The organism is Alteromonas sp. 5E99-2, from assembly GCF_017368475.1.
GTDB lineage: Bacteria > Pseudomonadota > Gammaproteobacteria > Enterobacterales > Alteromonadaceae > Alteromonas_F.
Genome location: NZ_JAFNJE010000002.1, coordinates 1 through 23,873, shown reverse-complemented (window position 1 = coordinate 23,873; position 23,873 = coordinate 1). Strand labels below are relative to the sequence as shown.

The following is a 23,873-nucleotide window of genomic DNA, read 5'->3' as shown; positions in this document are numbered from 1 at the left end:
ACGACAAATGGCAAAAGTATTAATTATAGGTGCAGGTGGCGTTGGTGGTGTTGTTGCACATAAATGTGCGCAGATCGCGGAAGTGTTCGACGATATCGTGTTAGCAAGCCGCACTGAATCTAAGTGTAGAAAAATTGCAGAGCAAATAAAAAGTAAAACTGGCGTTAGTATTGAAACTGCTCAAGTAGACGCTGATAACGTGCCTGAACTTGTTGCGTTAATGAAATCTGTTGAGCCTAAATTGGTGATTAACGTTGCGCTTCCGTATCAAGATTTAACTATCATGGACGCGTGCTTGGAAGCGGGTGTGCATTACATGGACACAGCAAATTATGAGCCGTTAGATACAGCAAAGTTTGAATATCACTGGCAGTGGGCATACCAAGAAAAGTTTGAGAAAGCTGGACTCATGGCGCTATTAGGTTCAGGGTTTGATCCAGGTGCAACCAATGTGTTTACCGCGTATATTGCCAAACATTATTTCGATGAAATTCACTATTTAGACATTATTGACGTGAATGGCGGTGACCATGGTTACCCCTTTGCAACGAATTTCAATCCTGAAATTAATATCCGTGAAGTAACAGCAGAATGTCGACATTGGGAAGACGGTGAGTTTGTAGAAACGCCGGCTATGTCTGTAAAACAAACTTTCACCTGTCCTGAAGAGGTGGGTACGTATTCTATTTACCGTATGTACCACGAAGAACTTGAATCTTTAACAAAACATTTTCCGTCAATTAAAAAAGCTCAGTTTTGGATGAGCTTTGGTGATAGTTATCTGAAACATTTAGAAGTGTTGGGTAATGTGGGAATGACGGGGATTGATCCTATCGAGTTTAATGGTCAACAAATTGTACCTATACAGTTTTTAAAGCAATTGCTGCCAGACCCATCAACCCTTGGACCTCGCACAGTAGGCCGTACCTGCATTGGTAGCGTTGTACGTGGCTTAAAAGAAGGTAAAGAGCGTACCGTATATGTATACAACACATGCGACCACCAAGCTTGTTATCAAGAAGTGGAGTCTCAAGCTATCTCTTATACCACAGGGGTACCTGCAATGATTGGTGCGAAAATGATGCTTGAGGGTAAGTGGATGAAACCTGGGGTATGGAATATGGAACAGCTAAACCCCGATCCATTTATGGAAGATATGAATAAATACGGTTTGTCTTGGAAAGTGATTGAAGAGCCCGGTTTTGATTTACTCTAATAGTTTTGAGCATTTTGATACATCGCGAGTGCCATCGCCCTGTTATGTGGTGGATGAAGTTGTATTTGAAAACAACTTAAAAATACTCGCAGATGTGCAGCAACGCAGTGGTGCAAAGGTACTTGCTGCGTTGAAAGCCTTTTCGATGTGGCATTTGGCACCTTTGGTTTCTAAATACCTAAGCGGTGTGTGCGCTAGTGGTATTAATGAAGCTCGATTGGGTAATGAATTCTACAGTGGAGAATTACACGTATTTTCTGCCGCTTATTCTAAGGGTGATATAGAGTCCTTGTTGCCCATTACTGATCATTTAGTTTTAAACTCGATACCTCAATGGCAACGATTCAAAGAGAAACTACTAAGTCATAAACAAAAAAATACTGATTTTAGTGTTGGTTTAAGAATTAATCCTGAGCACTCAGAAGGGGATATTGAAATTTATGACCCTTGTGCTCCGTGCTCACGCCTAGGTATTCCTGTTTCTCAATTAGAGGGGCATGACCTTACTGGCATAGATGGTTTGCACTTTCATACTCTATGTGAACAAGGGGTTGAACCTCTCGCTCGTACTTTGGCTGCGGTAGAAGAAAAATTTGCGTCTTATTTACCTCATATGAAATGGATTAATTTTGGCGGTGGTCACCACATTACTAAGCCAGATTATGATAGAGAAAAGCTCATTGAGTTGATAAAAAACTTTGCCAGCAAATACGACGTAAATGTATACATTGAACCTGGTGAAGCATTGGCTATACACACAGGTGTGTTGGTGGCTGAAGTACTGGATATTGCCGAAAATCAAAAGCAATTAGCCATACTGGATACGTCAGCGACGTGCCATATGCCCGATACGTTAGAAATGCCTTATCGCGCTGAAATACATGGTGCTGGTGAAGAGAACGAAAAAGAGCACAGTTATCGCCTGGGAGGAATGACTTGCCTTGCCGGCGATATTATTGGCGACTATAGCTTTGACACGCCTTTAGAAGTTGGGCAACGTTTGATGTTTGACGACATGGCTCACTATACCATGGTTAAAACCAGCACGTTTAATGGTATCGGCTTGCCTGCTATTGCTGTTTGGAATAGCAAAACTGATACGGTGAATGTGGTTAAGCAGTTTGGTTATCAAGATTTTAAAGAGCGATTAAGCTGATATGAACGACGAAATAGATATTCACGATCCTAAAAATTACCCTCACTTTCTTGGTTCTGAAATCGAACAGGGAGGAGATGACGCATTTTTCCACGTTATCCCTGTGCCTTATGAACGTTCAGTGAGTTATGGTGTTGGTACTGCTTATGGGCCAGCAAAGTTACTGGATGCGTCATGGCAGTTAGAAATGTGGGATGGTAAAAGCCGACCTTGTGATTTGGGGATTAACACTTTACCTCCTGTAGATTGCCAGGGAGATGGAGCCACCGCAGTAGAGCGTATTGCAAAAGCAACTGCATCGGTAGCCGCCAAAGGCGGGTTTCCTATTGCTCTGGGTGGTGAACATACGGTTACCGGTGGTGTGATAAAAGGCTTAATTGACGCAGGTATAACTGATTTTGGGGTTGTGCAAATAGATGCTCACGCCGATTTACGTCATGCGTATGAAGATAATTTGCTTAGTCATGCTTCAGTAATGAAGCGAGTTGTAGAGAAGGGAATACCTTTGTTTCAGCTTGGAATTCGTGCTTTCTGTGAAGAAGAAATTGAAGCAAGAAAAGAATTCAATGTAAGGCACCTAGACGCAGAGGTTTTGGTGCCAAACAATATCAATGAGTTTACTTTGCCAGAGGATTTTCCAGAAAATGTCTTTTTTACGCTAGATATAGATGGAATGGACCCTTCTGTATTCCCTTCTACCGGCACGCCAGTTCCCGGCGGACTAGGTTGGTATCAAACCCTGTCGTTATTTGAAAGTGTGGCAAAACAGCGCAAGATTATTGGATTCGACATTATGGAGTTTGCACCCATTCCCGGTTTTCACGCATACGAGTTTGCTGCATCTCAATTGACTTATAAAATGATGGGAATAGTGCAGCGTTATCGCTAGCCTATTTGAGCTGTAGATTATTCTTAGATTCGCTCTTGGTAAGCTTTCATATAGAATAGCCACAACTAAGCTAATGAGTAAATTTGATGATTAAACACAGTGAATATTTTGAAGGTCAGGTTCAGTCTTTATCAGTTGAGGGGCATGATAAGCCAGCAACCCTTGGTGTGATGTCAGTAGGCGATTATAAATTTGGCACCGACTTACCTGAATTAATGAGTGTGATATCTGGAGAGTTACAAATTCAATTGGCTGGAAGTACGCAATGGAATACGTATAAAAAAGGTGAATCCTTTAATGTGGATGGCGATAGTTCCTTTTTGGTGAAAGTACCTGTGACTACCGCTTATTATTGTATTTATGGCTAGGCATATACTTAAATATGCTTAAGTCATAAAACTCAAAGGCTTGATAATTTTAAATCAAGCCTTTGGTATTTTTACAACTCTATTTCTATTTTGTCACTGCCTTCAGCAGGTAGTGCGCAACAGGTAACAATTTCATCGTTACTGGTTTCGAATGTGGGGACTTGTTTATAAGCCACGTCGCCTTGCTTTAACTTTACCACACACTCGCCACAAAGGCCGTTGCGGCAGGCGTAATTAGGCTTTAGTCCATGGTTCTCAGCTAAATCTAGTAAGGAGCCTTCTTTTGGCGTCCATGTTTGTTCTACCTTAGATTTAGAAAAACCAACTAGTGCTTGCTCTGCGGGTTTATTTTTACTGCGAGTGAGAGCCACTTCATCGATTTTCTTTTGTCGCTTTAACGATGCTGGACCAAAGCTTTCCGCGTGTATGTATTTGTCTTCAATGCCTAATGAAATCAAATTATCATAGGTGCTTTGCATAAATTCGCTCGGACCGCAAAGGTACAGTTCGCATAGCTCATCGGGTAACATCGCTTTTAATTTATCAGCATTTAACCGCCCTTGATAATCGAAGTCATAAGGTGCTTGTTTGTTAAATTCTGGTTGGCTTATTACAGAAAAATACCGCGTGGGATAAGTAATTTTTCTTTTAAGATCATCAAACTCATTTTTAAACACCAAGTTACTGGTTTTTTTCGCGGCTTGAATAACCGTTACAGAGCGAGATTGTCCAAAACGGTGTACTGCATTTGCAAAATGTCGGTACATGGAAATAACAGGAGTAATACCTACGCCAGCCCCTATTAAAACAACAGGCCGTTGAGTTTTTGTATCTAACACGAACTGGCCTGAAGGCCCTTTAGCTTCGATAACCGAACCTATTTCTAAATCATTATGCAACGCATTTGAAGCCAGACCTGAAGGGATGTTGTCATAAGCATCTTCTCGCTTAACTGAAATACGGTAATGAGGATCAGAAGGTGAAGACGATACGGTATAGGTGCGTTCAATAAGCTCGCCACTGCTTGGATTTTTTAAACGTATAGAAAGAAACTGCCCAGCTTTAAAAGGCAAAAGGCTTTGGTTTGCTTGCGGTTTCAAGTAAAACGAGCGAATGTATTCATCTTCGTCCACAATGTTAACAACGTCATAAGAAAACCATTCTTTACGCTGAGCCTGTAATGCCATGGTTTTTTTCGCGTCTTGCCAATTACCTGTTTTCAACGAGGTTGGGGCGAAGGAGCCAAAATGCGTGCGCATAGGCGCTGCTTGTTTTAAATGTATCCCTTGAGTCAAGGTAAAGCGCCATGCTCTATCAGCACCTTGAAAGGCTTCAACTTCGGGGTGATCTTCCCACAATATTTCTGTAGTACCGGTTAAATAAATTAAATCGCCACTTTCAAAGTCGATAAATAATAATCCCGCTTTGGGATTAACAATGAAATTACCTAAAGTGTTAAACAAATAATTACCAGAATAGTCGGGAATGGTGAGTACATTTCCTTCAACATTGACAAACCCAGGTTGGCCACCTCTGTGGTTTACATCAACACCACCTGTGTCGTTTTGATCATCTTGATGATTGTGACTGGCCACAAAAAAAGTGTCTGAAGTGCGAATTATATTTGCAACTGCTGAAGGTAGTGCTGAAAAAGTGTCTTTTTCATATTTGGATGGTGCATCAGGTTCGCGAGTAAATTCAAAATCTCGCGTTTGAATATATTTAGGGCAATTCCCGAAAGAATGCACTACCAGAGCTGTAAAACGTCCATCGTAGGAGGACGTCGCTGTCATATTCACTCTATTTCGGCGTCTGCTTGCAGGCTCAATGCCTAAAAACGAAAGAGGCTTATCTGGAGCAATATTATTAATGAGTGGGTCGTCGGCAAATAACTGAGTATCAAATTGCAACGTTTTTTCATCTGGTGTTGATATAAACCCCGGTTGTCCGAAGATAATAGAAGCCCAAGGTTGTCCTTGTTTATCGACACTACCAATAATGGAAAAAGGAAGCTGTGAAAAAAAATCGCGATGTTGATCTGGCATGAAAGGGCGCATTAACATTTTACCCATGGCTTCCTGCTGCTCTTTTAAGCCGCAACGCTCTTGAATAAATTGCTCGCCTTCGTGAAACGGAGATGTTTCTTTTCCCCAACCTGCCAGTTCAATCATGATTGTTTCCAAATAGTTTTGTTGAGTTTAAGCGTCAGCAGCATGTGGCATTTGTTCAAAGCCATCTAAACTTTCTACGCGAACCAGCCATGCTCTAATATTAGGATAGTTTTCTAAACTTACTTCACCTTCATTTACTCGAGCAATGTAACTGTAGTTAGCAATATCGGCGATAGTTGGCGCGTTACCCACTAACCATTCATTATTTTCAAAATGAGGTTCAAACAGAGTAGTAAAAACCGTATGGGCTTTTTCAACAGCCTGAGCGTGATCAGCTTGATAACCAAACAGCTTAATTAAGCGGCTTACACAAGGTCCATCAAACACTTCGTGAACACTGACCGACAGCCATGATTGAACAAGGGCGGCTAATGCTGGATCTTCAGGTAACCATTGTCGTTTGTCGTCATATTTTAATGCAAGGTACGTTAAAATTGCTGTTGAATCTCTTAGTACCACGTCGCCATCAGTAAGAGTGGGCACTTGTCCTAACGGATTAATGGCTAAAAATTCAGGGGTTTTATGTTCACCGTTGGCTAAATCCATCACATGGTGATCATAGTCAACATTTAGCAAACTTAGCATTGCTCTTGCGCGGTGGGCATGGCCTGAAAGGGGAAAGTCATAAAGTTTCATAAAAGATCTCCGTTATGCATTGGTTTTAGTTAGGGCACATTTTGTTATTTATCAATATAGATTAGACTATTGAATAAGAAAACATGCGTAAAGCAATCACAGTGTTCGGAATATTAAACAATGAAAAATGACTATTTCAACGAGTTGTCTGTATTTATCGAAGTTGCCCGTGAAGGTGGGTTTAGAGCTGCATCAAGCAAGTTGCAAATGAGTCCGGGTTCTATTAGTGAGGCGATTAAGCGCTTAGAAGATAAATTAAATGTCCGCTTGTTTGAACGTACTACGCGGAAAATATCCTTAACCCATGATGGCGTTGCGTTGTTTCAGCGTAGCTTACCGGCCATTGTGGATTTAGAAAATGCAGTGAGGGGAGTGAGTGATAATCACACTGATGTGTCTGGGAAATTACGACTTAGTGCACCTCCAAGCAGTGGACCTCTTTTTTTAAACGAACTCATTATGGAGTATGTTGCTAAATACCCCAATGTGGATGTTGAAGTCATTTACGATGCTCATAAAGTCAACTTAGTCACTGCTGGAGTCGATGGGACCATTCGGGCAAATTCTTTATTAGAGCCTGATACTTATGCTATTGCTATAGGGCCAGTGATAACTATGTCAGTAGTGGCATCGCCTTGTTATTTAAAGCGAATAGGAATACCTGAAACACCCAGTGAACTTTGTGATCACCAAGGTATTTGTTATGCCTTTGGCAGTGCTGAAACCCTTGCAGAATGGAAGTTCATAGGTGAAGACGGTGAGTATTCGGTTAAACCCCACGCCAAAGTTGTAGTGAATGACTTGAAGAATATTACTAAATACGCAGAAGCAGGATTAGGAGTGATTTACACCTATTCTGAATTTGTAGAGCAGGAAATAAATAAAGGAACATTAGTGCCTATTCTTCAACCTTTTATCGCGCCATTACCTCGGTATACGTTAAATTACCTGACCAAACGACACATGCCAAACCGGTTAAAAGCGCTTATTGAGTTGGCAAAACATAAAGCGTATCCCTAGCCAATACGTGTTGTAGCGATGAAGACATTCATGGATGCGAACTAAAGTGGTAAACTAATCACTTAATGAACGCACTTGTAAGCTATTTCAACAGTTAGGCCACCATGACTTCTTCTTCAATAAATCGTACTTTCTCCGTCGCTCCTATGCTTGATTGGACCGATCGTCATTGTCGTTATTTCTATCGATTAATGACAAAGCAAACCTTGTTGTATACCGAGATGGTGACCACGGGCGCGATTATTTTTGGCAAAGGCGATTACCTTGGATACAACAACGAAGAACATCCTGTTGCTTTGCAACTTGGTGGTAGCGATATAGAAGCCATGACTAAATGTGCAGTGATTGCACAAGAAAGAGGTTATGACGAAGTGAATATCAATGTTGGTTGTCCCTCTGACAGAGTACAAAATGGGATGTTTGGAGCATGCTTGATGGCGAATGCCGAATTGGTTGGGCAAAATGTCTCTGCGATGCAAAGGGAAGTTGATATACCGGTAACGGTAAAGTGTCGAATTGGCATTGATGAAATGGACGAAGATCGTGACTTTCAACATTTTATTCAAACCGTCGCTGACGCTGGGTGTAATACCTTTATTGTTCACGCGAGAAAAGCGTGGCTGCAAGGTTTAAGCCCAAAGCAAAATCGCGATGTTCCACCACTGAACTACCCGCGAGTGTATGGTTTAAAAGAGAACATGCCTCACCTTCATGTCTCTATCAATGGTGGCGTTACGTCAATAGAACAAGCCAAAGAGCATCTGCGCCATGTTGATGGAGTAATGATGGGCAGAGAAGTGTATTCAAACCCTTATATTTTGAGTCAAGTAGACCGAGAGTTATTCACGTGTTCTAACTATAGCTGTGCTTCTCGTGACGACATAGTTTTGCAGATGAATGATTACATTCAACGTCAAGGAGATGAATGGTTTAGGCCTTGGCATGCCATTAGGCATATGCTCGGGTTATATCAAGGTGAGCCTGGAGGGAAGGTATGGAGACGGTATTTAAGTGAAAACGGTACGGGCAAAAATGCCCGGCCTAATGTGCTAATTGAGTCTTTAGCTGTGGTGAAAGAGGCACGAGAAAAGGTTGTAAAGATTTAGTGTGGTTAAAATAACCAAATTTTAGTTAAAAGGTGTTTCGATGTGGTTTTATTCACAACCCTAGTAATCGATGGTTTTGTTTGATTTTCTATTTATTTCTTTTATATCAGTATCTTATGTGTTTTTTAATTATTGGCATTGTTTTGGCAATAGATAATGTGTAGTTACTTTGAATCAATTAAATAAATGAGGTTTACAATGAAAACACGCACTTTAATCGCCACAGCTGCTATTACACTTGGTTTGTCTGCTTCAGCTAATGCTGCTCCTGCAGGTATTGATAAGTTTCTTTCTCATGTGGTTTCAGCTGCGATTGAAGCCACGACATCAGAAATTCAAAATGAAATTTCAGAATCTATTTTGAATAGCGCTCATCACGTTAGTGCTAGTGATATAACGACAAGAGTTGAAATTACAGATACTACCACTGACGAAGAAGAGTAGGAGGAAAGGGAATGACACCTTTCCCATTAACCATCATTATGTTTTTACCTGTTGTGGTGTTTGTATGTGTTGCAGCAATGGTTTCGATGTCGGAATCATTGCTAAACAACAAGAAACCATTTGCTCAAGATAAATAAGGAATTGGAACTGTGAAATCATCATTTTGTACAGAAAGACTTCATAGAGATATGAACAATGCGGTAATTAGTGGATTGTGTGCAGGTGTTGCACGCCAAGCAAACGTTGACACCCTATGGGTACGAACTGCAGCGGTACTAGGGTTGGTTTTTGCTCCGCCTCTGTTTTTAGCAAGTTATTTTATTGGCGCAATATTAGTTCCGAAAAGCTGAGTGATTACGGCGTGGAATGTGTGTTACGATAAATTTCCAGAACTATTGTGTAGGTAAAAGCTAGATGCAACAGATCTCTAAACGAATGATAGGAAGTGCCGCCCTTGCAATTGTTGTAATTGGTTGGTTACTTGGGTGGTATTGGAGCAGAGAGCCAGATACGTTTGATGTGGTTGCCGTTGCAAAAGAACAGCTAGAAACCAATGAGTTAGTGTCTGGCCAAGTCGTATCAACCGCTTTAATTGAAGTGACGGATACCTTGCTTCACAAACCGGGAGGGTATTTGTCTAATGATGTTATTCCTCCTAGCGTCTTTTTAGACAATATGCCAGCGTGGGAGTTTGGTGCATTAGAGATGGTTCGCGATCTAGCTTTGGCAATGCGCAAAGACTTTAGCCGTTCTCAATCACAGTCTGTAGAAGACGGACTACTAATTAAAGCGCAACCGAAATTAAACATCGACAGCCAAGCGTGGGTAATGCCGTCTGCTGAAGGTGAATATGAAGATGCTATTCAATTATTAAAACAATACAGGTTGGAATTAGCCAATAAGGGCGCTGACTCAAGCCAGTTCCATACTCGCTCTGATAATTTGCGGGATTGGTTAAAGCAAGTTGAAAAACGCATGGGAAGCTTATCTCAGAAATTAAGTGCTAGCGTTGGCGCTAACAGAGAAAATACTAATTTGGCGGGTGACCCTTCTGCAATGCAATCTACCCCATCACCAACTATTTTTTATACTCGTACTAGCTGGTGGAAAATCGATGACAATTTTTATGAAGCTCGGGGTGCTACATGGGCATTGATTCATTTTTTAAAGGCCGTTGAGGTTGATTTTGCAGATGTGCTAGAGAAAAAAAATGCGCAAGTGAGCTTGCGTCAAATTATTCGAGAACTAGAATCTACTCAAGAGACTGTTTGGAGTCCTATGATACTTAATGGTGATGGTTTTGGTATGCTAGCAAATCATTCCTTGGTTATGGCGAATTATATATCAAGAGCAAATGCCGCGCTTATTGAGTTGTCTGAACTTTTAAATCAAGGGTAATAAATGAAATTTCCAACGCTTTTAGGGCTGGCACTTGCAGGAGCAAGTATTAATACGCATGCTGATACGGTTCTGGGTGTCTACGCAGGTGCCCAAGTTTGGTACGCTGAAACAGACGGAACCTTTTTTGATGAAACATCTTCAGATTTGCAAATTCAAGGGTTTAACTTCGACGATGAAACGCAAGGTTCGTTTTATGTTGCGTTTGAGCACTTTGCTCCTTTAATCCCCAACGTAAAAATTAACCATACTCAACTTGCAACAAGTGGTACTACAGAACTTAGTTCCGCATTTACGTTTAATAATGAAGTCTTTGACATTGATGCTTCCGTGTTTACTGATGTAGATATTGCTACCACTGATTTTATTTTGTATTACGAAATTTTCGATAATGACTTGTTCAGTATTGATTTAGGCTTGAATGGTAAACGTATAGCGGGTGATTTAATCATTACTGACGACGTTTCTGGTTTGCAAAGTGAAGAATCTTTTTCAGGTATTATTCCTTTATTGTATTCTCGAGTTGAATTTAATTTACCTTTTTCTGGCGTAGGTGTTTACGCCGAAGGAAATTACATTGATATTGATGGAAACGCTTTGTCAGATTTCCAAGCTGGTATTAAATATGATGTAATTCGTAGCTTAGGGCTAGATCTTACATTGCAAGCAGGGTACCGTGATATTTCTATCGAATTAGACGATGTAGACAATATTTCTAGTGATTTAAGCTTTAGTGGACTTTATGCAGGTGTAGAAATTCACTTTTAAATACTTACATTTAGATTTTTAAGCACATTAAGTAATAAAAAAGTTTTATTAATTCTTTCCTATTCTAACGAACACTCGTTATCCTTACTATATCAAAATAAGGCTAACGAGTTATGTCGAATCAAAATCAAACCCCAAAGAATGGGAATACTCTTGGTGTTGTAGCGCCACAGCAGCTTTCTGTAATTGCACAAGCAGTTGCCGGCTTAGATGCAAGTCAACTGACATGGGTCAGCGGGTATCTTGCGGGATTAGCGCAAGCCGGTGGCAGTGTTTCTGCTCAGCCTGCAAATCAGGTGGCGGCCGCGGGTGAACAAAAAACATTTACCATCTTATACGGCTCTCAAACTGGTAATGCAAAAGGTGTCGCTGCACAGCTTCATTCTGCTGCGGAGGCCAAAGGTATTACGTGTAAATTGGTTTCAATGGCGGATTATAAAGCTCGCCAAATTAAAAATGAAACCCACTTGGCGGTTGTTGTCAGTACTCATGGTGAAGGCGAAGCGCCTGATGATGCCATGGAGTTACATGAATTTTTGGCCAGTAAAAAAGCACCTAAATTAGCGAATACGCAATATGCAGTATTAGGTTTGGGTGACACTAGCTATGAATTCTTCTGTCAAACAGCAAAAGATTTTGATCAACGTTTAGAAAAGTTAGGTGCAAAAGCAGCCTTACCGCGTGTTGATTGTGATGTCGATTATGAAACAGCCTCTGCTACTTGGATTGAAGAGCTACTCTCTAAAATTCAAGACGAGCTAAAAGCCGAGTCTAGTGCTCCTGTCGCTGCTGCGACTTCTGTAAGCGGGGCTGATGCTGTTCAAACGTATACTAAAAAAGCGCCATTTGCCGCAAGTTTAGCAACCGTTCAAAAGATTACTGGACGTGATAGTGTTAAAGACATTCAGCATATTGAAATTAGCCTTGAAGACAGTGGAATTCAATATCAAGCTGGCGATGCCTTAGGCGTATGGTTTAAAAATGATGCAGCAATTGTTGCTGAAATTATTGAGCTAACTAAAACAAATGGCGATGATAGCGTGACCGTTGCTGGTAGTGAATTAAGTTTAACCGAAGCATTAACGGCTAAGTTGGAACTTACTTTGAGTTACCCAGGTTTTGTCACTGCTTACCAAGACATTATTAAAAACGACGCATTGCAAGATATTATTAGCGACAAAGCTAAGTTGAGAACGTACTTAGATGACCGTCAGATTATTGATGTTGTAAGAGAGTACCCAGGTCAGTTAACTGCTGAACAATTAGCAAGTGCTCTTCGTCCTCTTACTCCGCGTCTCTATTCTATTGCGTCTAGTCAAGCTGAAGTGGAAGATGAAGTTCATTTAACTATTGCTCATGTTGATTATACAGCGTTTGATAAGCGTCACCAAGGCGGTGCATCAGGTTACTTGTGTAGTAGGCTAGAAGAAGGCGATACGGTTGAAGTTTATATTGAACCCAATCAACACTTCAGGTTACCTGAAAACCCAGAAACGCCGATTATTATGGTAGGTCCAGGTACTGGTATCGCACCATTTAGGTCCTTTATTCAAGACAGAGATGCACAAGGCGCATCAGGTGAAAACTGGTTGTTCTTTGGTAACCCTAGTTTTACCCAAGATTTCTTGTATCAAACAGAATGGCAAGGTTATAAAAAATCCGGTTTATTAACTCGATTAACGTTAGCGTTTAGCCGTGATCAAGAACAGAAAATTTACGTTCAACACAGACTCGCAGAACATGGCGAAGAAGTGTATAAGTGGCTAGAAAAAGGTGCACATTTCTATGTTTGTGGCGATGCTAATCATATGGCGAAAGATGTAGAACAAGCATTAATTGATCTGGTTGCAAAGTACGGCAATAAATCTGATGAAGAAGCGAAACAATATGTAGTAGCACTTCGAAAAGCAAAACGTTATCAGAAGGATGTTTACTAATGAGTAAAGCTAATGGCCCTCTAATTGTTGAAGGGAAACTTGCAGACAATGAACGTCTTAAATCGCAAAGTAAGCATTTGCGAGGCACCATTGAACAAGATTTATCTGATGATATTACCGGTGGGTTTACTGCAGATAATTTTCAACTAATTCGTTTTCACGGCATGTATCAGCAAGATGACCGTGACATTAGAAATGAAAGAACGAAGCAGAAACTTGAACCTATGCACAACGTTATGTTACGTGCACGGTTGCCAGGTGGTGTGATTATGCCAGACCAATGGTTAGCCATTGATAAATTTGCTGAAGAAAGTTCAATTTACGGAAGTATTCGTTTAACAACACGTCAAACGTTTCAGTTTCATGGTGTATTAAAGCCGCATATTAAAGGTATGCATCAAATGCTAAATAGGGCCGGTATTGATTCTATCGCCACAGCAGGAGACGTAAACAGAAACGTATTATGTACCTCTAATCCAGTAGAATCAGTATTGCATAAACAAGCTTGGGATTGGGCTACAAAGATAAGTGAGCATTTACTTCCTAAAACTAAAGCGTATGCTGAAATATGGTTAGATGGTGAGAAAGTAGAAACTACTGAAGAACCCATTTTAGGTGACTGCTATTTACCGCGTAAATTTAAAACCACGGTTGTTATACCTCCGCAAAATGACATCGATGTTCATGCCAATGATTTGAACTTTGTTGCCATTTCTGAAAACGGAGAGTTGGTAGGTTTCAATGTGCTTGTGGGTGGTGGCTTAGCTATGACTCACGGTGATGAAACAACTTACCCAAGAAAAGCAGATAACTTTGGTTTTATTCCTCTATCTCATACGTTAGCCGTTGCTGAAGCCGTTGTAACAACTCAACGAGATTGGGGTAACAGGGTTAATCGTAAGAATGCGAAAACTAAATATACGCTAGAAAGAGTCGGTGTTGACACTTTTAAACAAGAAGTTGAACGCAGAGCAGGCATTGCTTTTGAAGAAAGCCGAGCGTTCGAATTTACTGGACGTGGTGACCGCTTTGGATGGGTAGAAGGTATCGATGGTAAACATCACCTAACACTCTATATCGAAAATGGCCGTATTTTAGATTTTAAAGATAAACCACTTAAAACGGGTTGTCGTGAGATAGCGAAAGTACACCAAGGTGATTTTCGTATGACAGCGAACCAAAACTTAATTGTTGCTGGTGTACCTGCAGAGCAAAAGGCAGCAATTGAAAAACTTGCTGTGGATCACGGTTTAATGAACGCGTCTGTATCTAATCAAAGGTTAGAGTCTATGGCATGTGTAGCATTACCTACATGCCCTCTCGCGATGGCGGAAGCAGAACGTTACTTACCTAGTGCTGTCGATGAACTAGAAACCATTCTAGATAAACACGGTATTCCAGAAAAGAGCATCATCTATCGAGTAACTGGCTGCCCCAATGGTTGTGGTAGAGCCATGCTTGCAGAAGTCGGGTTAGTTGGTAAAGGACCTGGTAAATATAACTTCTATCTGGGTGGCAACCAAGCGGGTACTCGCATACCCAGAATGTATCGCGAGAATATTAGCCACGCAGAAATCATGTCATTGTTAGATGAGTTGATTGGCAACTGGGCTACATCTGGTGAAGAAAACGAAGGGTTCGGAGACTTTGTTATTCGTACCGGCGTTGTTAAACCTGTAATCGATTCTGCACGAGATTTCTATGACTCAGCTAGCTGAAAACGTAGATTTTGCGAACTTTAGGGTTGACGAAAATGTCGACCCTAGTGTGCTCGTAGAGTTGAACCAGTACTTAGAAACCCTTTCCGCAGTAGAAAGGGTTAAGTGGGCACTTAAAAATTTACCTAGCCAACATATAGTGTCTTCCAGTTTTGGCGCTCAGTCGGCGGTAATGCTGCATATGTTGACTGCTGAAGCACCTGCTATTCCAGTTGTATTGACGGACACAGGTTATTTATTTGCAGAAACCTACGAATTTATTGACCAGCTTTCCGGTTCGCTAAACTTAAATTTGCATGTGTATTGCTCCAAACGCTCTCCTGCTTGGCAAGAAGCTATTGATGGAAAACGTTGGGAGCAAGGTGTTGCAGGTATAGAAAGCTACAATAAAGAGAATAAAGTTGAACCTATGCGTCGGGCGTTAAAAGAGTTGAAAGCCGGAACATGGTTTGCAGGGTTACGACGTAGTCAGTCAGACTCTCGCGAAAAGTTACCTGTTTTGCAAAAGATCGGTAAGCAATTTAAGCTTTATCCCATTATTGACTGGACCAATAGAGATCTGCATATGTACCTTAAGCAGTTTAATCTGCCATACCATCCTTTATGGGATAAGGGATATGTATCAATTGGTGACTGGCACACGACACGTTCTCTTGAAGACGGAATGAGCGAACAAGATACTCGCTTTTTTGGCTTAAAAAGAGAGTGCGGGCTACATGAATTTGGCGATGGTATTTAACTTACTTTTATTTTAAACACCATCGACAAAGCTTGAACAAGGGCGTTAACGTAATCTTTATTTTCTTGTCTGCGAGACAACAAAAATAACTCAGAGCCCACGGTGCTGAATTTGTAATAAACTAAAACAACGCCGTGCTTCTTCGCTTCAATATCTAACTTCGATTCTCCACATTTAAACTGAATAGATTGATCTAATGGCAATTCTGCACTTTCTATTTCAGATGGCATAATCAACCCCAAGTCAATAAGTGTAAGAAGCGATGGGTACGAAAGGCCAAAATGACCTAAATTGATAGGCTTTGATTTTGTATTAAAAAACAACGTAGATAGTGTTTTACGTTGGTGATAGTGAGAAATTATTTGAGGTACAGTATCACCAGATTTTCTACTCGCTAGTTTACACGCTTTGGCAAATAATAAAGCATCCCGTTGAGTTAGTTTTCTTAATGTTTCTAAACTTCTAAGAGAGAAACTACCTGGTCGACTAACTTCAACGGCAAGTATTTTTCCCCAAACTTCCTGCATCTCAGGTGTGTAAATGTTCTCCGCAAGATCAATAAATGCATAAAACCAATCTGGGTCAATATTTTCTTCTGATACATCTGCGACTGCTACATTGGTTGCTAGTGACATTATGGTATTTAGGTTTTCAATACGTTTAACTTTTCGTATATCTTGGTGGCGTCGTGCAGCTACAGATTTTGCATTGTAGTCAACATATTCAGCATTCGAAGATAAACCAATAGGCGCAAACCATCGATTAATTTTTTGAGCAATTTTATCCGAAGATTTAGTTGCAGTACGAGGCCCACGAGAAGGCTCATTTGATTTTTGTTTGGGCTCGACTGATTTCGCAGTTGTTTTAACTGTGAAATTAACAGTGCTATTAGGTTCAATTTTCATCAATAGATCATACTAATAGAGTAAATAATTTTAAGTAAGTATTAGAGTTTAACGCTATTAACGTTAAAACAATGCTAATTAATTGGTTTTTTAATCTTACTACGATACGATAACTCAGTTCATAATGAAAGAGTTTGGCTAATGGCTGCAGATGACTATGAGAACGATAGGTTAGTATTTTTAGAGGATACTCACTACTCGAGTGATGCCCCTGGGCTAGATAAGCCTTGGAAGCTTCTTATAGTTGATGATGATGAAGAAATTCACGCAGTAACACGTTTAGCGCTTTCTGATATGGTGTTTAATAACAGACAGCTTGAATTTTTGCATGCTTATTCGGAAAGTGAAGCTAAAAGCATCATTGATGAATTAGGTAATGAGCTCGCTATTATTCTTTTAGATGTTGTGATGGAAACAGATGATTCTGGTTTCCATGTTATTCAATATCTTCGCGACACTCTCCATTTACACGAACCCAGAATTATACTTCGAACTGGGCAACCTGGTTTTGCTCCAGAAGAAGATGTCATTAAAAATTACGACATCAACGACTATAAAACGAAAACCGAGCTGACACGTGCTAAATTGATGACGTCAGTTATTTCATGTCTGCGTTCCTATCGTCAAATCATCACCATCAATCAAAGTCGTGTTGGATTAAAGAAGATCATTGAATCTTCTGCAAATGTATTAGAAGAACATTCAGTGAAAGGGTTTTGTGAAGGGGCTATCACACAAATTACGTCTTTAATTGGTTTGGAAGCTGAAGGTCTTGTGTGCGCGCAGGCTGGACGAATTTTAGATCGGTCAGATGATGAGATCTACATATTAGGAGCTGCTGGTGATTACGCAGCTTATATTAATGAACCAATTCAGCGTATAGTTGATAAACGCATTTCAGATTCAATAACACGGTGTTTGAAGATAAAAAGCCATGTATATGAAAATTCGTTTACTGCATTGTATTTGAATGGAGCTGGATATGAAGCAGCGGTTTATCTAAAGACTACTCATGAACTCAATGATATAGATAGGAGTTTAATTGAAGTATTTATATCAAGTATTTCTGTGGGGTATGAAAATGTTTATTTATTTCAAGAATTGAGAAATGCGGCGTTTAAGGATTGGTTGACAAAATTACCCAATCGCACTCAGTTCATTAATTCGTTAGATAGCCTCAAAGCGTACAACTCTGAAATATTTAATATCGCACTCGTTGATATTAACCATTTTTCCGATATTAATAATGGTTTGGGGCAAGACTCAGGTAACAAGTTATTACAAGCAGTAGCGGAAAAGTTGAGAGAAACGTTTGATGAGTCTGTCATCGTTGCTAGGATCAGCGCTGATATTTACGGTCTTGTAGGCCTTGCAGAGAAAGTTAATCAGGTAGAGATTGATCGTGTTTTTCAGCATGCTTTTGTAGCGGGAGACTATACGCTTCCAATCAATGTGAAAATTGGTTTATGTGAATACAAAAATGATAAACAAGAAGGCACTACGCTTTTAAAACGAGCCAATATTGCTTTGAATATTGCGAAGGAAAGCTTAAGTGATAGTTATGCTATTTTCGTTCCTGAAGTTGAACAAGAAACTTCGTATCGTATTAATTTGATACGCCGGCTTAGAGATGAATTTGCAGAACGTAGGTTGCAGCTATGGTTCCAGCCACAAGTAGATTTGTCCACTGAAAAAATTATAGGGATGGAAGGCTTACTGCGCTGGCCTGATGGTGAGGGCAGTTATATTCCTCCGGTGGTTTTCGTTCCCTTGGCTGAATACTCAGGCCTTATTGTTGAAATTGGCCAGTGGGTATTAGAAGAATCTTGTCGTAGGTTGTTAGAACTGTCTGAAGCCGGTTTCGGTGATTTGCGAGTAGCGGTGAACGTATCTATCCCTCAATTTAGAGACAAGCTGTTCGTAGAAAAAGTGCTCTCGACTTTAGCTCGATACAATTGTAAACCAGAGCAACTGGAACTTGAAATAACAGAATCAGTGGTAATGGATGAACCTCAACTTGTCGTTGATGCGTTAAGGAAGCTGAAGAGTCATGGAATAGCAATTGCTGTAGATGATTTTGGTACGGGGTTTTCATCAATGAGCTATTTACAGAAATTTCCTTTAGATCGATTAAAAGTCGATCGTTCTTTCGTTGGTGAAATCAAAAGTGGAAATGCGGCATTTATTGCTGAAACCATAGTTTCATTAGGAAATAAGCTAGGTCTGAGTACCATTGCTGAAGGTGTAGAAACCAGAGAACAAGCAAATACTATGATTAAATTAGGCTGTGATGAAGCGCAAGGTTACTTATTTGCGAAGCCAATGCCTTTTAATGACGTAATGGCGCTGCTAAAAGAACAAAAATAAAGTTGCAAGCCGGTGCAGCACCGGCGTGCGTTTATTAGGTTGCAGTCGCGTGAGATTGAACAAGTAGCTCCTGCCAGTGTTGTTTTTGAACAAGCAGCGCTTTTTTCAATTCTTTCAATTTTTCATCTAGTTCTAATTTCTCGACAGAGATCTTCAGTTCACTATGTCGCTGAGTAAGTATTTTTCGCTTTGTCGAATAATACTCCACAAGCTGTACGCAGAGTTGTTCATATTCTGCTTGGAGTTTACTTTTTATCAATTCTGAATTAGGAAGTTGTAAAACTCTCGCTTGTGCTTTTTTGAGCTGCAACGCTGCTTTAGCTTTTTCAATGCGTTCTTCAGGGCATTTACGCAAATTAAAAGTTAAATTTATAAAAGAGAGTCCGCGAATCATCCATTTTGTTGGATCGTATTGCCACCAACGAATGCCATTCCTGTAGTCATATTCGAAAATATGATGGTAATTATGGTATCCCTCGCCAAAAGTAAAAAACGCCAATATGCCATTATCTCTAGCAGTATTACTTTCTGTGTAGGGTCGTTTACCCCAATAATGAGCTAAGGAGTTGATGAAAAATGTGACATGATGAACAGCGACAAGTCTAAATACACCAGCCAATAAAACCATACTTAGCACGTTGCCATTTAACCAACCGAGTAGTGCAGTAATACCAAAATTTGCAACAAGTACTATTGCGATATAATGGTTGTGCTGCCACATGACAACTTTATCTTTTTGTAAGTCTTTACAGTTTTCGTAATTAGTGTGCTTATTTGTATGATATTCCCGTAGCATCCAACCAATATGGGAAAACCATAGGCCTTTTTTAGCTGAGTAAGGGTCTTTATCTACATCATCCACGTACCTGTGATGTATTCTATGATCTGAGCTCCAATGCAAAATACTATTTTGGAGTGCCATCGCACCGCCAATGGCGTAAACGACTTTTACAATAGGATGCGCATCGTAGGTTTTATGTGACCACAGTCGGTGATAACCACCAGTAATCGACATTCCAGTAAAGAAAAACAGGAAAATAGCTGTTAGGATTTCTATGGAGTCAAAACCCGCAGTCATGGCCCAATAAGGCACGAAAAATAAAGATATGAAACCAGTTATAGTAAAAATGGCTACATTGAGTTTCAATAAAGGGGGTTTTGGCATAATTTATTTATTTCAGCTTACAAGTGTGCGCTAATTTAACTGTTAGTTACGTTTTGTGCAACTAATTAGGGTTGAAATTGACACTATTGTGATAAGTTAACTGTAATGAGTAGACAAGAACAGAAACAAAAAACACGACAAAAAATCATCAGCGCGGCTTTTGTGTTACTAGATGAAAATAAAAGTTTATCGGCAATAAGCTTAAGAGAAGTTGCACGTGAAGCTGGTATCGCGCCTACTTCTTTTTATCGTCATTTCAAAGATATCGACGAGCTTGGGTTAACATTAGTTGACGAAGCCGGCCTTGCACTGCGCCAGCTTATGCGTCAAGCCAGGCGCCGTATTGCTACTGGTGGAGGTGTAGTCAGTATTTCAGTAGATACTTTTATGGAATTTATTTCTGCCAACAAGAATGTATTTAGAGTGTTGCTTCGAGAGCATACAGGAACGTCACCAGCATACCGTTTAGCGGTATCACGGGAAATTCAACATTTTATTGATGAGTTGACTGACTATACCATCGAGAAACAAAAGGTTTCGCGACATTTAGCGTACTTGCAAGCTGAAGCCATGGTTAAACTAGTGTTTAGTGCGGGTGCTGAAGCTTTAGAAGCAGATAAAGAGACGCGTAAACAAATAGGGTTACGCGTTAAAAATCAACTTAGATTCGTTTTATTAGGGGCTAGTGCAGCGAGAATTTAGAGTTTCATTTTCTCGTTAAAAATACACCAGACTCCATATGGTGAGTAAAGGGAAATTGATCAAACAGTGCTGCATGTTTTATATCATGGGTAACGCATAAGGTTTTTAAATTCTCAATAAGCGTGTCTGGGTTGCATGAAATATAAAAAATATTGTCGAAATCTTGGATATAGCTAAGTGTTTGTTCATCTAGCCCTGCTCTAGGAGGGTCGACTAAAACGGTTTCAAATTTAAATTCAGACAAGTCAACATGAGCGAGACGTCTAAACGTGCGCTGTCCTTTTAATGCTTGCACAAACTCTTCTGCTGACAAACGGACGATATCCAGGTTTGTCACCTTATTCATTTCAATATTGTATTGCGCTGCGTCTACTGAAGGCTTTGCAATTTCGGTTCCTATCACACGATGGAAATCTTCAGACAAGGGAATACTGAAGTTTCCTGCACCACAATAGAGTTCTAGCAAATCACCACTACAAGTAGCAGCTATGCTTTTTGCCCACTCAATCATTTTAATATTTACATTGGCGTTAGGCTGAGTGAAGCTATTTTCAATATGTTTGAATAAATATGGCGTATTGCTAATCTCAAGTTTCTCGGTGATGTAGTCTTGTTCAATGACTATTTTTTGTTTTTTTGCACGGCCGATAAAATTGATTGGAAGTGTTGATTCTAAGCTTTCCTTTAAAATGCGAATTTCTCTTTCCCATTCTTCATCTAATTTTCTGTGGTACAACAAACTAACCACAAGCTCACCGCTTAGACCTGATAGGTAATCAATCTGGAATAGTTTTTTACGCAGTACCCAATTTGTTCTTAAATAACGGATTAACACATCCATGGCTTTATTTATTTGAACACAAGCGGGAGGGAACTGATCTACGCGATATTGCGATTTAGTCTGTTTATCAAACATTATGTGATAGAGATCATCACCTTCATGCCAAACTCTAAATTCTGCACGCATTCTGTAATGCTCTGGTGCAGATTCATGCACTGAAAGCTGCGGTGCAGAAAATTGACTTAATAGATGACTGAGCGTTTCCGCTTTTTCCGTCAATTGTTCTGTATAAGGCGACATACCAACTTCATTTGCCATAAAACGCTTCTTAATATTTATTTCGGCGGGTATTTTAATGTTTGTAGAACAGTCTGCAAACTAAAAAAATTAAACATTACAGTGAGAAGGTCGATATATAGTTGAGGGTAATGAGGAGTATTTTATGAGTATCGGCGACATTAAGTCTTTTCTTGGTAGCCAAGCAGCAGTATCGCCAGACCAAGCCATAGACAAACAACTTCAAGAATCAGGTTTACGCCAAGCACGTGAATTTAATGCGAATATAGAAAGCACATTAAGTTCTAAGTACACAGTGGCGTTTACTGCATTGTCACAATCTTTTGAACGTAACTTGGAAATCGATGAACAACGGCCGCAGCGCTCTTCTGTGTCTGAAGAGCAAGAAAGTGATTCTTTGTTTGATTTCGAAGAAGTTGTCGATAACGTATTTGGTTTTGTGAGCCGGGTTATTCAAAATGCTGCTCGCTCAGGCACAGATGATGAAGAGTTGAATAGTTTGTTTGAACAGGCGTCTTCAGGCATTAGCCGTGGTATATCAGCAGCTCGCAACGACCTATCTGGTGTTTTAGATGATGAGCTATCTGCTGGAATTGACAATGTTGAGCGCTCTCTTGGTGACAAAATAGACCAATTGAGAGAAACGGTATTTTCTCCCATCGATGTAGTCGAAGAAAGTGTTAGTTCTTTTTCCAGTGCCGATGTTTCTATACGTACTAGAGACGGAGATAACGTTACTATCAATTTTGCTCAAGCTCGCAGTGCTACTTCTTCATCGGAAAGTATAAGTAACCTAGATTCCGATCAAACAGATATTCGCCAGACGGTAAGTAACTTTGAAAGATTAGGAATAGAAATTTCAGTTAGCGGCAGTTTAGAAGAAGACGAGCTATTTGCGATAAATGATTTGGTTGGACAAATAGCGAACGTAGCTGATGAATTCTTTAACGGCGATATTGTTAACGCATTTGAACAAGCATTAGAGCTTGGGTTTGATCAGCAAGAGCTCTCTACGTTTTCGGTGCAATTAACTCGCGGACAATCAGTATCCTCAGTACAAGCCTATGAAAATGTTCAAAACTACAATGAAGACAACTTAGCGGATTCATCTGAGCAGCGGCCAGTAAGGCAATACATTGCTGATTTATTACAATCTATTGATCAATCTCGCCAGTTATTGGAAACAGGAGATGACTATTCAAATATAGTTAATGGAATAGTTAATACATTAGGGGAAGAAGTGAGAACGCCTGATCTGATTTCGGCTATCAATGAATTCAATCAATTTAATAATCGAATTATAGGTGGCCTTAATTAAGGCCACCTCAACGAAATGTGATTAGCCTTCTACTTTATCTTTAGCTGGGCGAACTTTTAATGTTCTTTCTTGAAATACGATATCGTTCAATTTATCTATTGCACCATCAACGTTATTCGTAACAACTTCTATAAAACCATATCCTTTACGCTTTCCTGTCCTTTTATCTTTCATTAAGCGAACGGAGTGGACCGAAACATGAGTATCAAAAAACTGTCTAACAGCCTCTTCATTCGCCTTATAAGGAAGGTTACCTACATATAATGTAGTTGTTTCAGTATCTGAATCATTACTTTGTTCTGATGGTAACGACTTATTTACAGTTAACGATGTAAAGGTAACAATTAGACAAGCTAATAAAACGTATATGCCAATACTGGAAGATTTGGCGGGTACTACTTCTGGAAAAAGTAATCCAGCACCAATTGCAAAAACGGTGCTTAGGATTACAGCTAATATAACTCGAGTATTCATTTTTTTTACCTATTATGTTTGTTATTGATGAATAGCAGCAAATGTAGTTTACGCATTTGTAACAATATGAACAATATTCTATTACAAATATTACGGTATTAGTCTACAAACTTCCAACTCACTATGAATTGTAGTTGCAAATTGGTGTTATCTGCCAGTTGTATTAATAAGATTACGCTATTTTAATATTTATTAAATAATAAGGTTGACGCCTCCCATATATTCTGTAGAATGCGCCTCCGCTTCGACAGGTAAATGACTCAACGAGTTGGGTTTAGGGATCAGTCAAGCAAGTAAG

Annotated in this window: 23 protein-coding genes; 17 read left to right on the top strand and 6 right to left on the bottom strand. The window is 39.9% G+C overall.

Annotated elements, in window-relative coordinates; translation table 11 throughout:
* The first annotated feature begins 7 nt into the window (after positions 1–7).
* From J3L16_RS02195 to J3L16_RS02180, 4 genes are all read left to right on the top strand, one after another.
* Positions 8–1,216, top strand: coding sequence for a saccharopine dehydrogenase family protein (locus J3L16_RS02195; protein ID WP_207611251.1), 1,209 nt, complete (start codon positions 8–10; stop codon positions 1,214–1,216).
* Positions 1,203–2,372 (top strand): carboxynorspermidine decarboxylase, encoded by a 1,170-nt coding sequence (nspC, locus tag J3L16_RS02190; RefSeq protein ID WP_207611250.1) that lies wholly within the window; start codon positions 1,203–1,205, stop codon positions 2,370–2,372. The genes J3L16_RS02195 and nspC overlap by 14 nt, the downstream gene beginning before the upstream one ends.
* A gap of 1 nt (position 2,373) precedes the next feature.
* A complete protein-coding gene (gene speB, locus J3L16_RS02185) occupies positions 2,374–3,261 on the top strand; it encodes an agmatinase (protein ID WP_207611249.1) in 888 nt (295 codons plus the stop codon).
* Positions 3,262–3,347: 86 nt separating this feature from the next.
* Positions 3,348–3,629, top strand: a complete 282-nt coding sequence (locus J3L16_RS02180; RefSeq protein WP_207611248.1) for a pyrimidine/purine nucleoside phosphorylase — start codon at positions 3,348–3,350, stop codon at positions 3,627–3,629.
* A 71-nt stretch (positions 3,630–3,700) separates the two neighbouring features.
* Here J3L16_RS02180 and J3L16_RS02175 read toward each other — a convergent pair whose 3' ends face one another.
* Both J3L16_RS02175 and J3L16_RS02170 read right to left on the bottom strand, forming a co-directional pair.
* Positions 3,701–5,800 (bottom strand): pyridoxamine 5'-phosphate oxidase family protein, encoded by a 2,100-nt coding sequence (locus tag J3L16_RS02175; protein ID WP_207611247.1) that lies wholly within the window; start codon positions 5,798–5,800, stop codon positions 3,701–3,703.
* 27 nt (positions 5,801–5,827) lie between these two features.
* Positions 5,828–6,436 carry a glutathione S-transferase family protein gene (locus J3L16_RS02170; RefSeq protein WP_207611246.1) on the bottom strand — a complete coding sequence of 203 codons (609 nt, stop codon included), beginning with the start codon at positions 6,434–6,436 and terminating at the stop codon, positions 5,828–5,830.
* Between the two features lie 120 nt (positions 6,437–6,556).
* On the opposite strand from J3L16_RS02170, the gene J3L16_RS02165 reads away from it, so the two are divergent.
* From J3L16_RS02165 to J3L16_RS02125, 10 genes are all read left to right on the top strand, one after another.
* On the top strand, positions 6,557–7,456 hold the full coding sequence (locus J3L16_RS02165) for a LysR family transcriptional regulator (protein WP_207611245.1): 900 nt from the start codon (positions 6,557–6,559) through the stop codon (positions 7,454–7,456).
* A 104-nt stretch (positions 7,457–7,560) separates the two neighbouring features.
* Positions 7,561–8,562 carry a tRNA dihydrouridine(20/20a) synthase DusA gene (gene dusA / locus J3L16_RS02160; RefSeq protein WP_207611244.1) on the top strand — a complete coding sequence of 334 codons (1,002 nt, stop codon included), beginning with the start codon at positions 7,561–7,563 and terminating at the stop codon, positions 8,560–8,562.
* 198 nt (positions 8,563–8,760) lie between these two features.
* Positions 8,761–9,006, top strand: coding sequence for a hypothetical protein (locus J3L16_RS02155; protein ID WP_207611243.1), 246 nt, complete (start codon positions 8,761–8,763; stop codon positions 9,004–9,006).
* Positions 9,007–9,017: 11 nt separating this feature from the next.
* Positions 9,018–9,143, top strand: coding sequence for a hypothetical protein (locus tag J3L16_RS16385; protein WP_278252747.1), 126 nt, complete (start codon positions 9,018–9,020; stop codon positions 9,141–9,143).
* Positions 9,144–9,155: 12 nt separating this feature from the next.
* Positions 9,156–9,356, top strand: coding sequence for a PspC domain-containing protein (locus tag J3L16_RS02150; protein ID WP_347564630.1), 201 nt, complete (start codon positions 9,156–9,158; stop codon positions 9,354–9,356).
* A 64-nt stretch (positions 9,357–9,420) separates the two neighbouring features.
* Positions 9,421–10,404, top strand: coding sequence for a DUF2333 family protein (locus tag J3L16_RS02145; protein WP_207611242.1), 984 nt, complete (start codon positions 9,421–9,423; stop codon positions 10,402–10,404).
* 3 nt (positions 10,405–10,407) lie between these two features.
* Positions 10,408–11,172: a TIGR04219 family outer membrane beta-barrel protein gene (locus tag J3L16_RS02140; RefSeq protein WP_207611241.1), complete on the top strand. Its 765-nt coding sequence runs from the start codon at positions 10,408–10,410 to the stop codon at positions 11,170–11,172.
* Positions 11,173–11,285: 113 nt separating this feature from the next.
* Positions 11,286–13,109, top strand: a complete 1,824-nt coding sequence (locus J3L16_RS02135; protein ID WP_207611240.1) for an assimilatory sulfite reductase (NADPH) flavoprotein subunit — start codon at positions 11,286–11,288, stop codon at positions 13,107–13,109.
* Positions 13,109–14,827 (top strand): assimilatory sulfite reductase (NADPH) hemoprotein subunit, encoded by a 1,719-nt coding sequence (gene cysI / locus J3L16_RS02130; protein WP_207611239.1) that lies wholly within the window; start codon positions 13,109–13,111, stop codon positions 14,825–14,827. Before J3L16_RS02135 ends, cysI begins: the two co-directional genes overlap by 1 nt.
* Positions 14,811–15,566: a phosphoadenylyl-sulfate reductase gene (locus tag J3L16_RS02125; RefSeq protein WP_207611238.1), complete on the top strand. Its 756-nt coding sequence runs from the start codon at positions 14,811–14,813 to the stop codon at positions 15,564–15,566. The genes cysI and J3L16_RS02125 overlap by 17 nt, the downstream gene beginning before the upstream one ends.
* On the opposite strand, the gene J3L16_RS02120 is transcribed toward J3L16_RS02125, so the two are convergent.
* On the bottom strand, positions 15,563–16,471 hold the full coding sequence (locus J3L16_RS02120; protein ID WP_207611237.1) for a TIGR03899 family protein: 909 nt from the start codon (positions 16,469–16,471) through the stop codon (positions 15,563–15,565). The two genes, J3L16_RS02125 and J3L16_RS02120, sit on opposite strands and share 4 nt — an antisense overlap.
* A gap of 141 nt (positions 16,472–16,612) precedes the next feature.
* On the opposite strand from J3L16_RS02120, the gene J3L16_RS02115 reads away from it, so the two are divergent.
* Complete coding sequence (locus J3L16_RS02115; RefSeq protein WP_207611236.1) at positions 16,613–18,838, top strand: EAL domain-containing protein; 2,226 nt, start codon at positions 16,613–16,615, stop codon at positions 18,836–18,838.
* 34 nt (positions 18,839–18,872) lie between these two features.
* On the opposite strand, the gene J3L16_RS02110 is transcribed toward J3L16_RS02115, so the two are convergent.
* Positions 18,873–20,003, bottom strand: coding sequence for a fatty acid desaturase (locus J3L16_RS02110; protein WP_207611235.1), 1,131 nt, complete (start codon positions 20,001–20,003; stop codon positions 18,873–18,875).
* Between the two features lie 105 nt (positions 20,004–20,108).
* Here J3L16_RS02110 and fabR point away from each other — a divergent pair, with 105 nt between their 5' ends.
* A complete protein-coding gene (fabR, locus tag J3L16_RS02105; RefSeq protein WP_207611234.1) occupies positions 20,109–20,705 on the top strand; it encodes an HTH-type transcriptional repressor FabR in 597 nt (198 codons plus the stop codon).
* A gap of 4 nt (positions 20,706–20,709) precedes the next feature.
* On the opposite strand, the gene trmA is transcribed toward fabR, so the two are convergent.
* Positions 20,710–21,804, bottom strand: a complete 1,095-nt coding sequence (gene trmA / locus J3L16_RS02100) for a tRNA (uridine(54)-C5)-methyltransferase TrmA (RefSeq protein WP_207611233.1) — start codon at positions 21,802–21,804, stop codon at positions 20,710–20,712.
* 124 nt (positions 21,805–21,928) lie between these two features.
* Here trmA and J3L16_RS02095 point away from each other — a divergent pair, with 124 nt between their 5' ends.
* On the top strand, positions 21,929–23,101 hold the full coding sequence (locus J3L16_RS02095) for a DUF5610 domain-containing protein (RefSeq protein WP_207611232.1): 1,173 nt from the start codon (positions 21,929–21,931) through the stop codon (positions 23,099–23,101).
* 21 nt (positions 23,102–23,122) lie between these two features.
* Here J3L16_RS02095 and J3L16_RS02090 read toward each other — a convergent pair whose 3' ends face one another.
* On the bottom strand, positions 23,123–23,575 hold the full coding sequence (locus tag J3L16_RS02090; protein ID WP_207611231.1) for an RNA-binding protein: 453 nt from the start codon (positions 23,573–23,575) through the stop codon (positions 23,123–23,125).
* Positions 23,576–23,873 lie beyond the last annotated feature (298 nt).

Coding starts and splice junctions, on each gene's coding strand:
- J3L16_RS02180 (WP_207611248.1), top strand. CDS start 3,348: ATGATTAAACACAGTGAATATTTTGAAGGTCAGGTTCAGTCTTTATCA.
- J3L16_RS02195 (WP_207611251.1), top strand. CDS start 8: ATGGCAAAAGTATTAATTATAGGTGCAGGTGGCGTTGGTGGTGTTGTT.
- J3L16_RS16385 (WP_278252747.1), top strand. CDS start 9,018: ATGACACCTTTCCCATTAACCATCATTATGTTTTTACCTGTTGTGGTG.
- J3L16_RS02090 (WP_207611231.1), bottom strand. CDS start 23,575: ATGAATACTCGAGTTATATTAGCTGTAATCCTAAGCACCGTTTTTGCA.
- J3L16_RS02175 (WP_207611247.1), bottom strand. CDS start 5,800: ATGATTGAACTGGCAGGTTGGGGAAAAGAAACATCTCCGTTTCACGAA.
- J3L16_RS02155 (WP_207611243.1), top strand. CDS start 8,761: ATGAAAACACGCACTTTAATCGCCACAGCTGCTATTACACTTGGTTTG.
- J3L16_RS02125 (WP_207611238.1), top strand. CDS start 14,811: ATGACTCAGCTAGCTGAAAACGTAGATTTTGCGAACTTTAGGGTTGAC.
- trmA (WP_207611233.1), bottom strand. CDS start 21,804: ATGGCAAATGAAGTTGGTATGTCGCCTTATACAGAACAATTGACGGAA.
- J3L16_RS02165 (WP_207611245.1), top strand. CDS start 6,557: ATGAAAAATGACTATTTCAACGAGTTGTCTGTATTTATCGAAGTTGCC.
- J3L16_RS02115 (WP_207611236.1), top strand. CDS start 16,613: ATGGCTGCAGATGACTATGAGAACGATAGGTTAGTATTTTTAGAGGAT.
- fabR (WP_207611234.1), top strand. CDS start 20,109: ATGAGTAGACAAGAACAGAAACAAAAAACACGACAAAAAATCATCAGC.
- J3L16_RS02110 (WP_207611235.1), bottom strand. CDS start 20,003: ATGCCAAAACCCCCTTTATTGAAACTCAATGTAGCCATTTTTACTATA.
- dusA (WP_207611244.1), top strand. CDS start 7,561: ATGACTTCTTCTTCAATAAATCGTACTTTCTCCGTCGCTCCTATGCTT.
- speB (WP_207611249.1), top strand. CDS start 2,374: ATGAACGACGAAATAGATATTCACGATCCTAAAAATTACCCTCACTTT.
- J3L16_RS02120 (WP_207611237.1), bottom strand. CDS start 16,471: ATGAAAATTGAACCTAATAGCACTGTTAATTTCACAGTTAAAACAACT.
- J3L16_RS02145 (WP_207611242.1), top strand. CDS start 9,421: ATGCAACAGATCTCTAAACGAATGATAGGAAGTGCCGCCCTTGCAATT.
- J3L16_RS02140 (WP_207611241.1), top strand. CDS start 10,408: ATGAAATTTCCAACGCTTTTAGGGCTGGCACTTGCAGGAGCAAGTATT.
- J3L16_RS02170 (WP_207611246.1), bottom strand. CDS start 6,436: ATGAAACTTTATGACTTTCCCCTTTCAGGCCATGCCCACCGCGCAAGA.
- J3L16_RS02095 (WP_207611232.1), top strand. CDS start 21,929: ATGAGTATCGGCGACATTAAGTCTTTTCTTGGTAGCCAAGCAGCAGTA.
- cysI (WP_207611239.1), top strand. CDS start 13,109: ATGAGTAAAGCTAATGGCCCTCTAATTGTTGAAGGGAAACTTGCAGAC.
- J3L16_RS02135 (WP_207611240.1), top strand. CDS start 11,286: ATGTCGAATCAAAATCAAACCCCAAAGAATGGGAATACTCTTGGTGTT.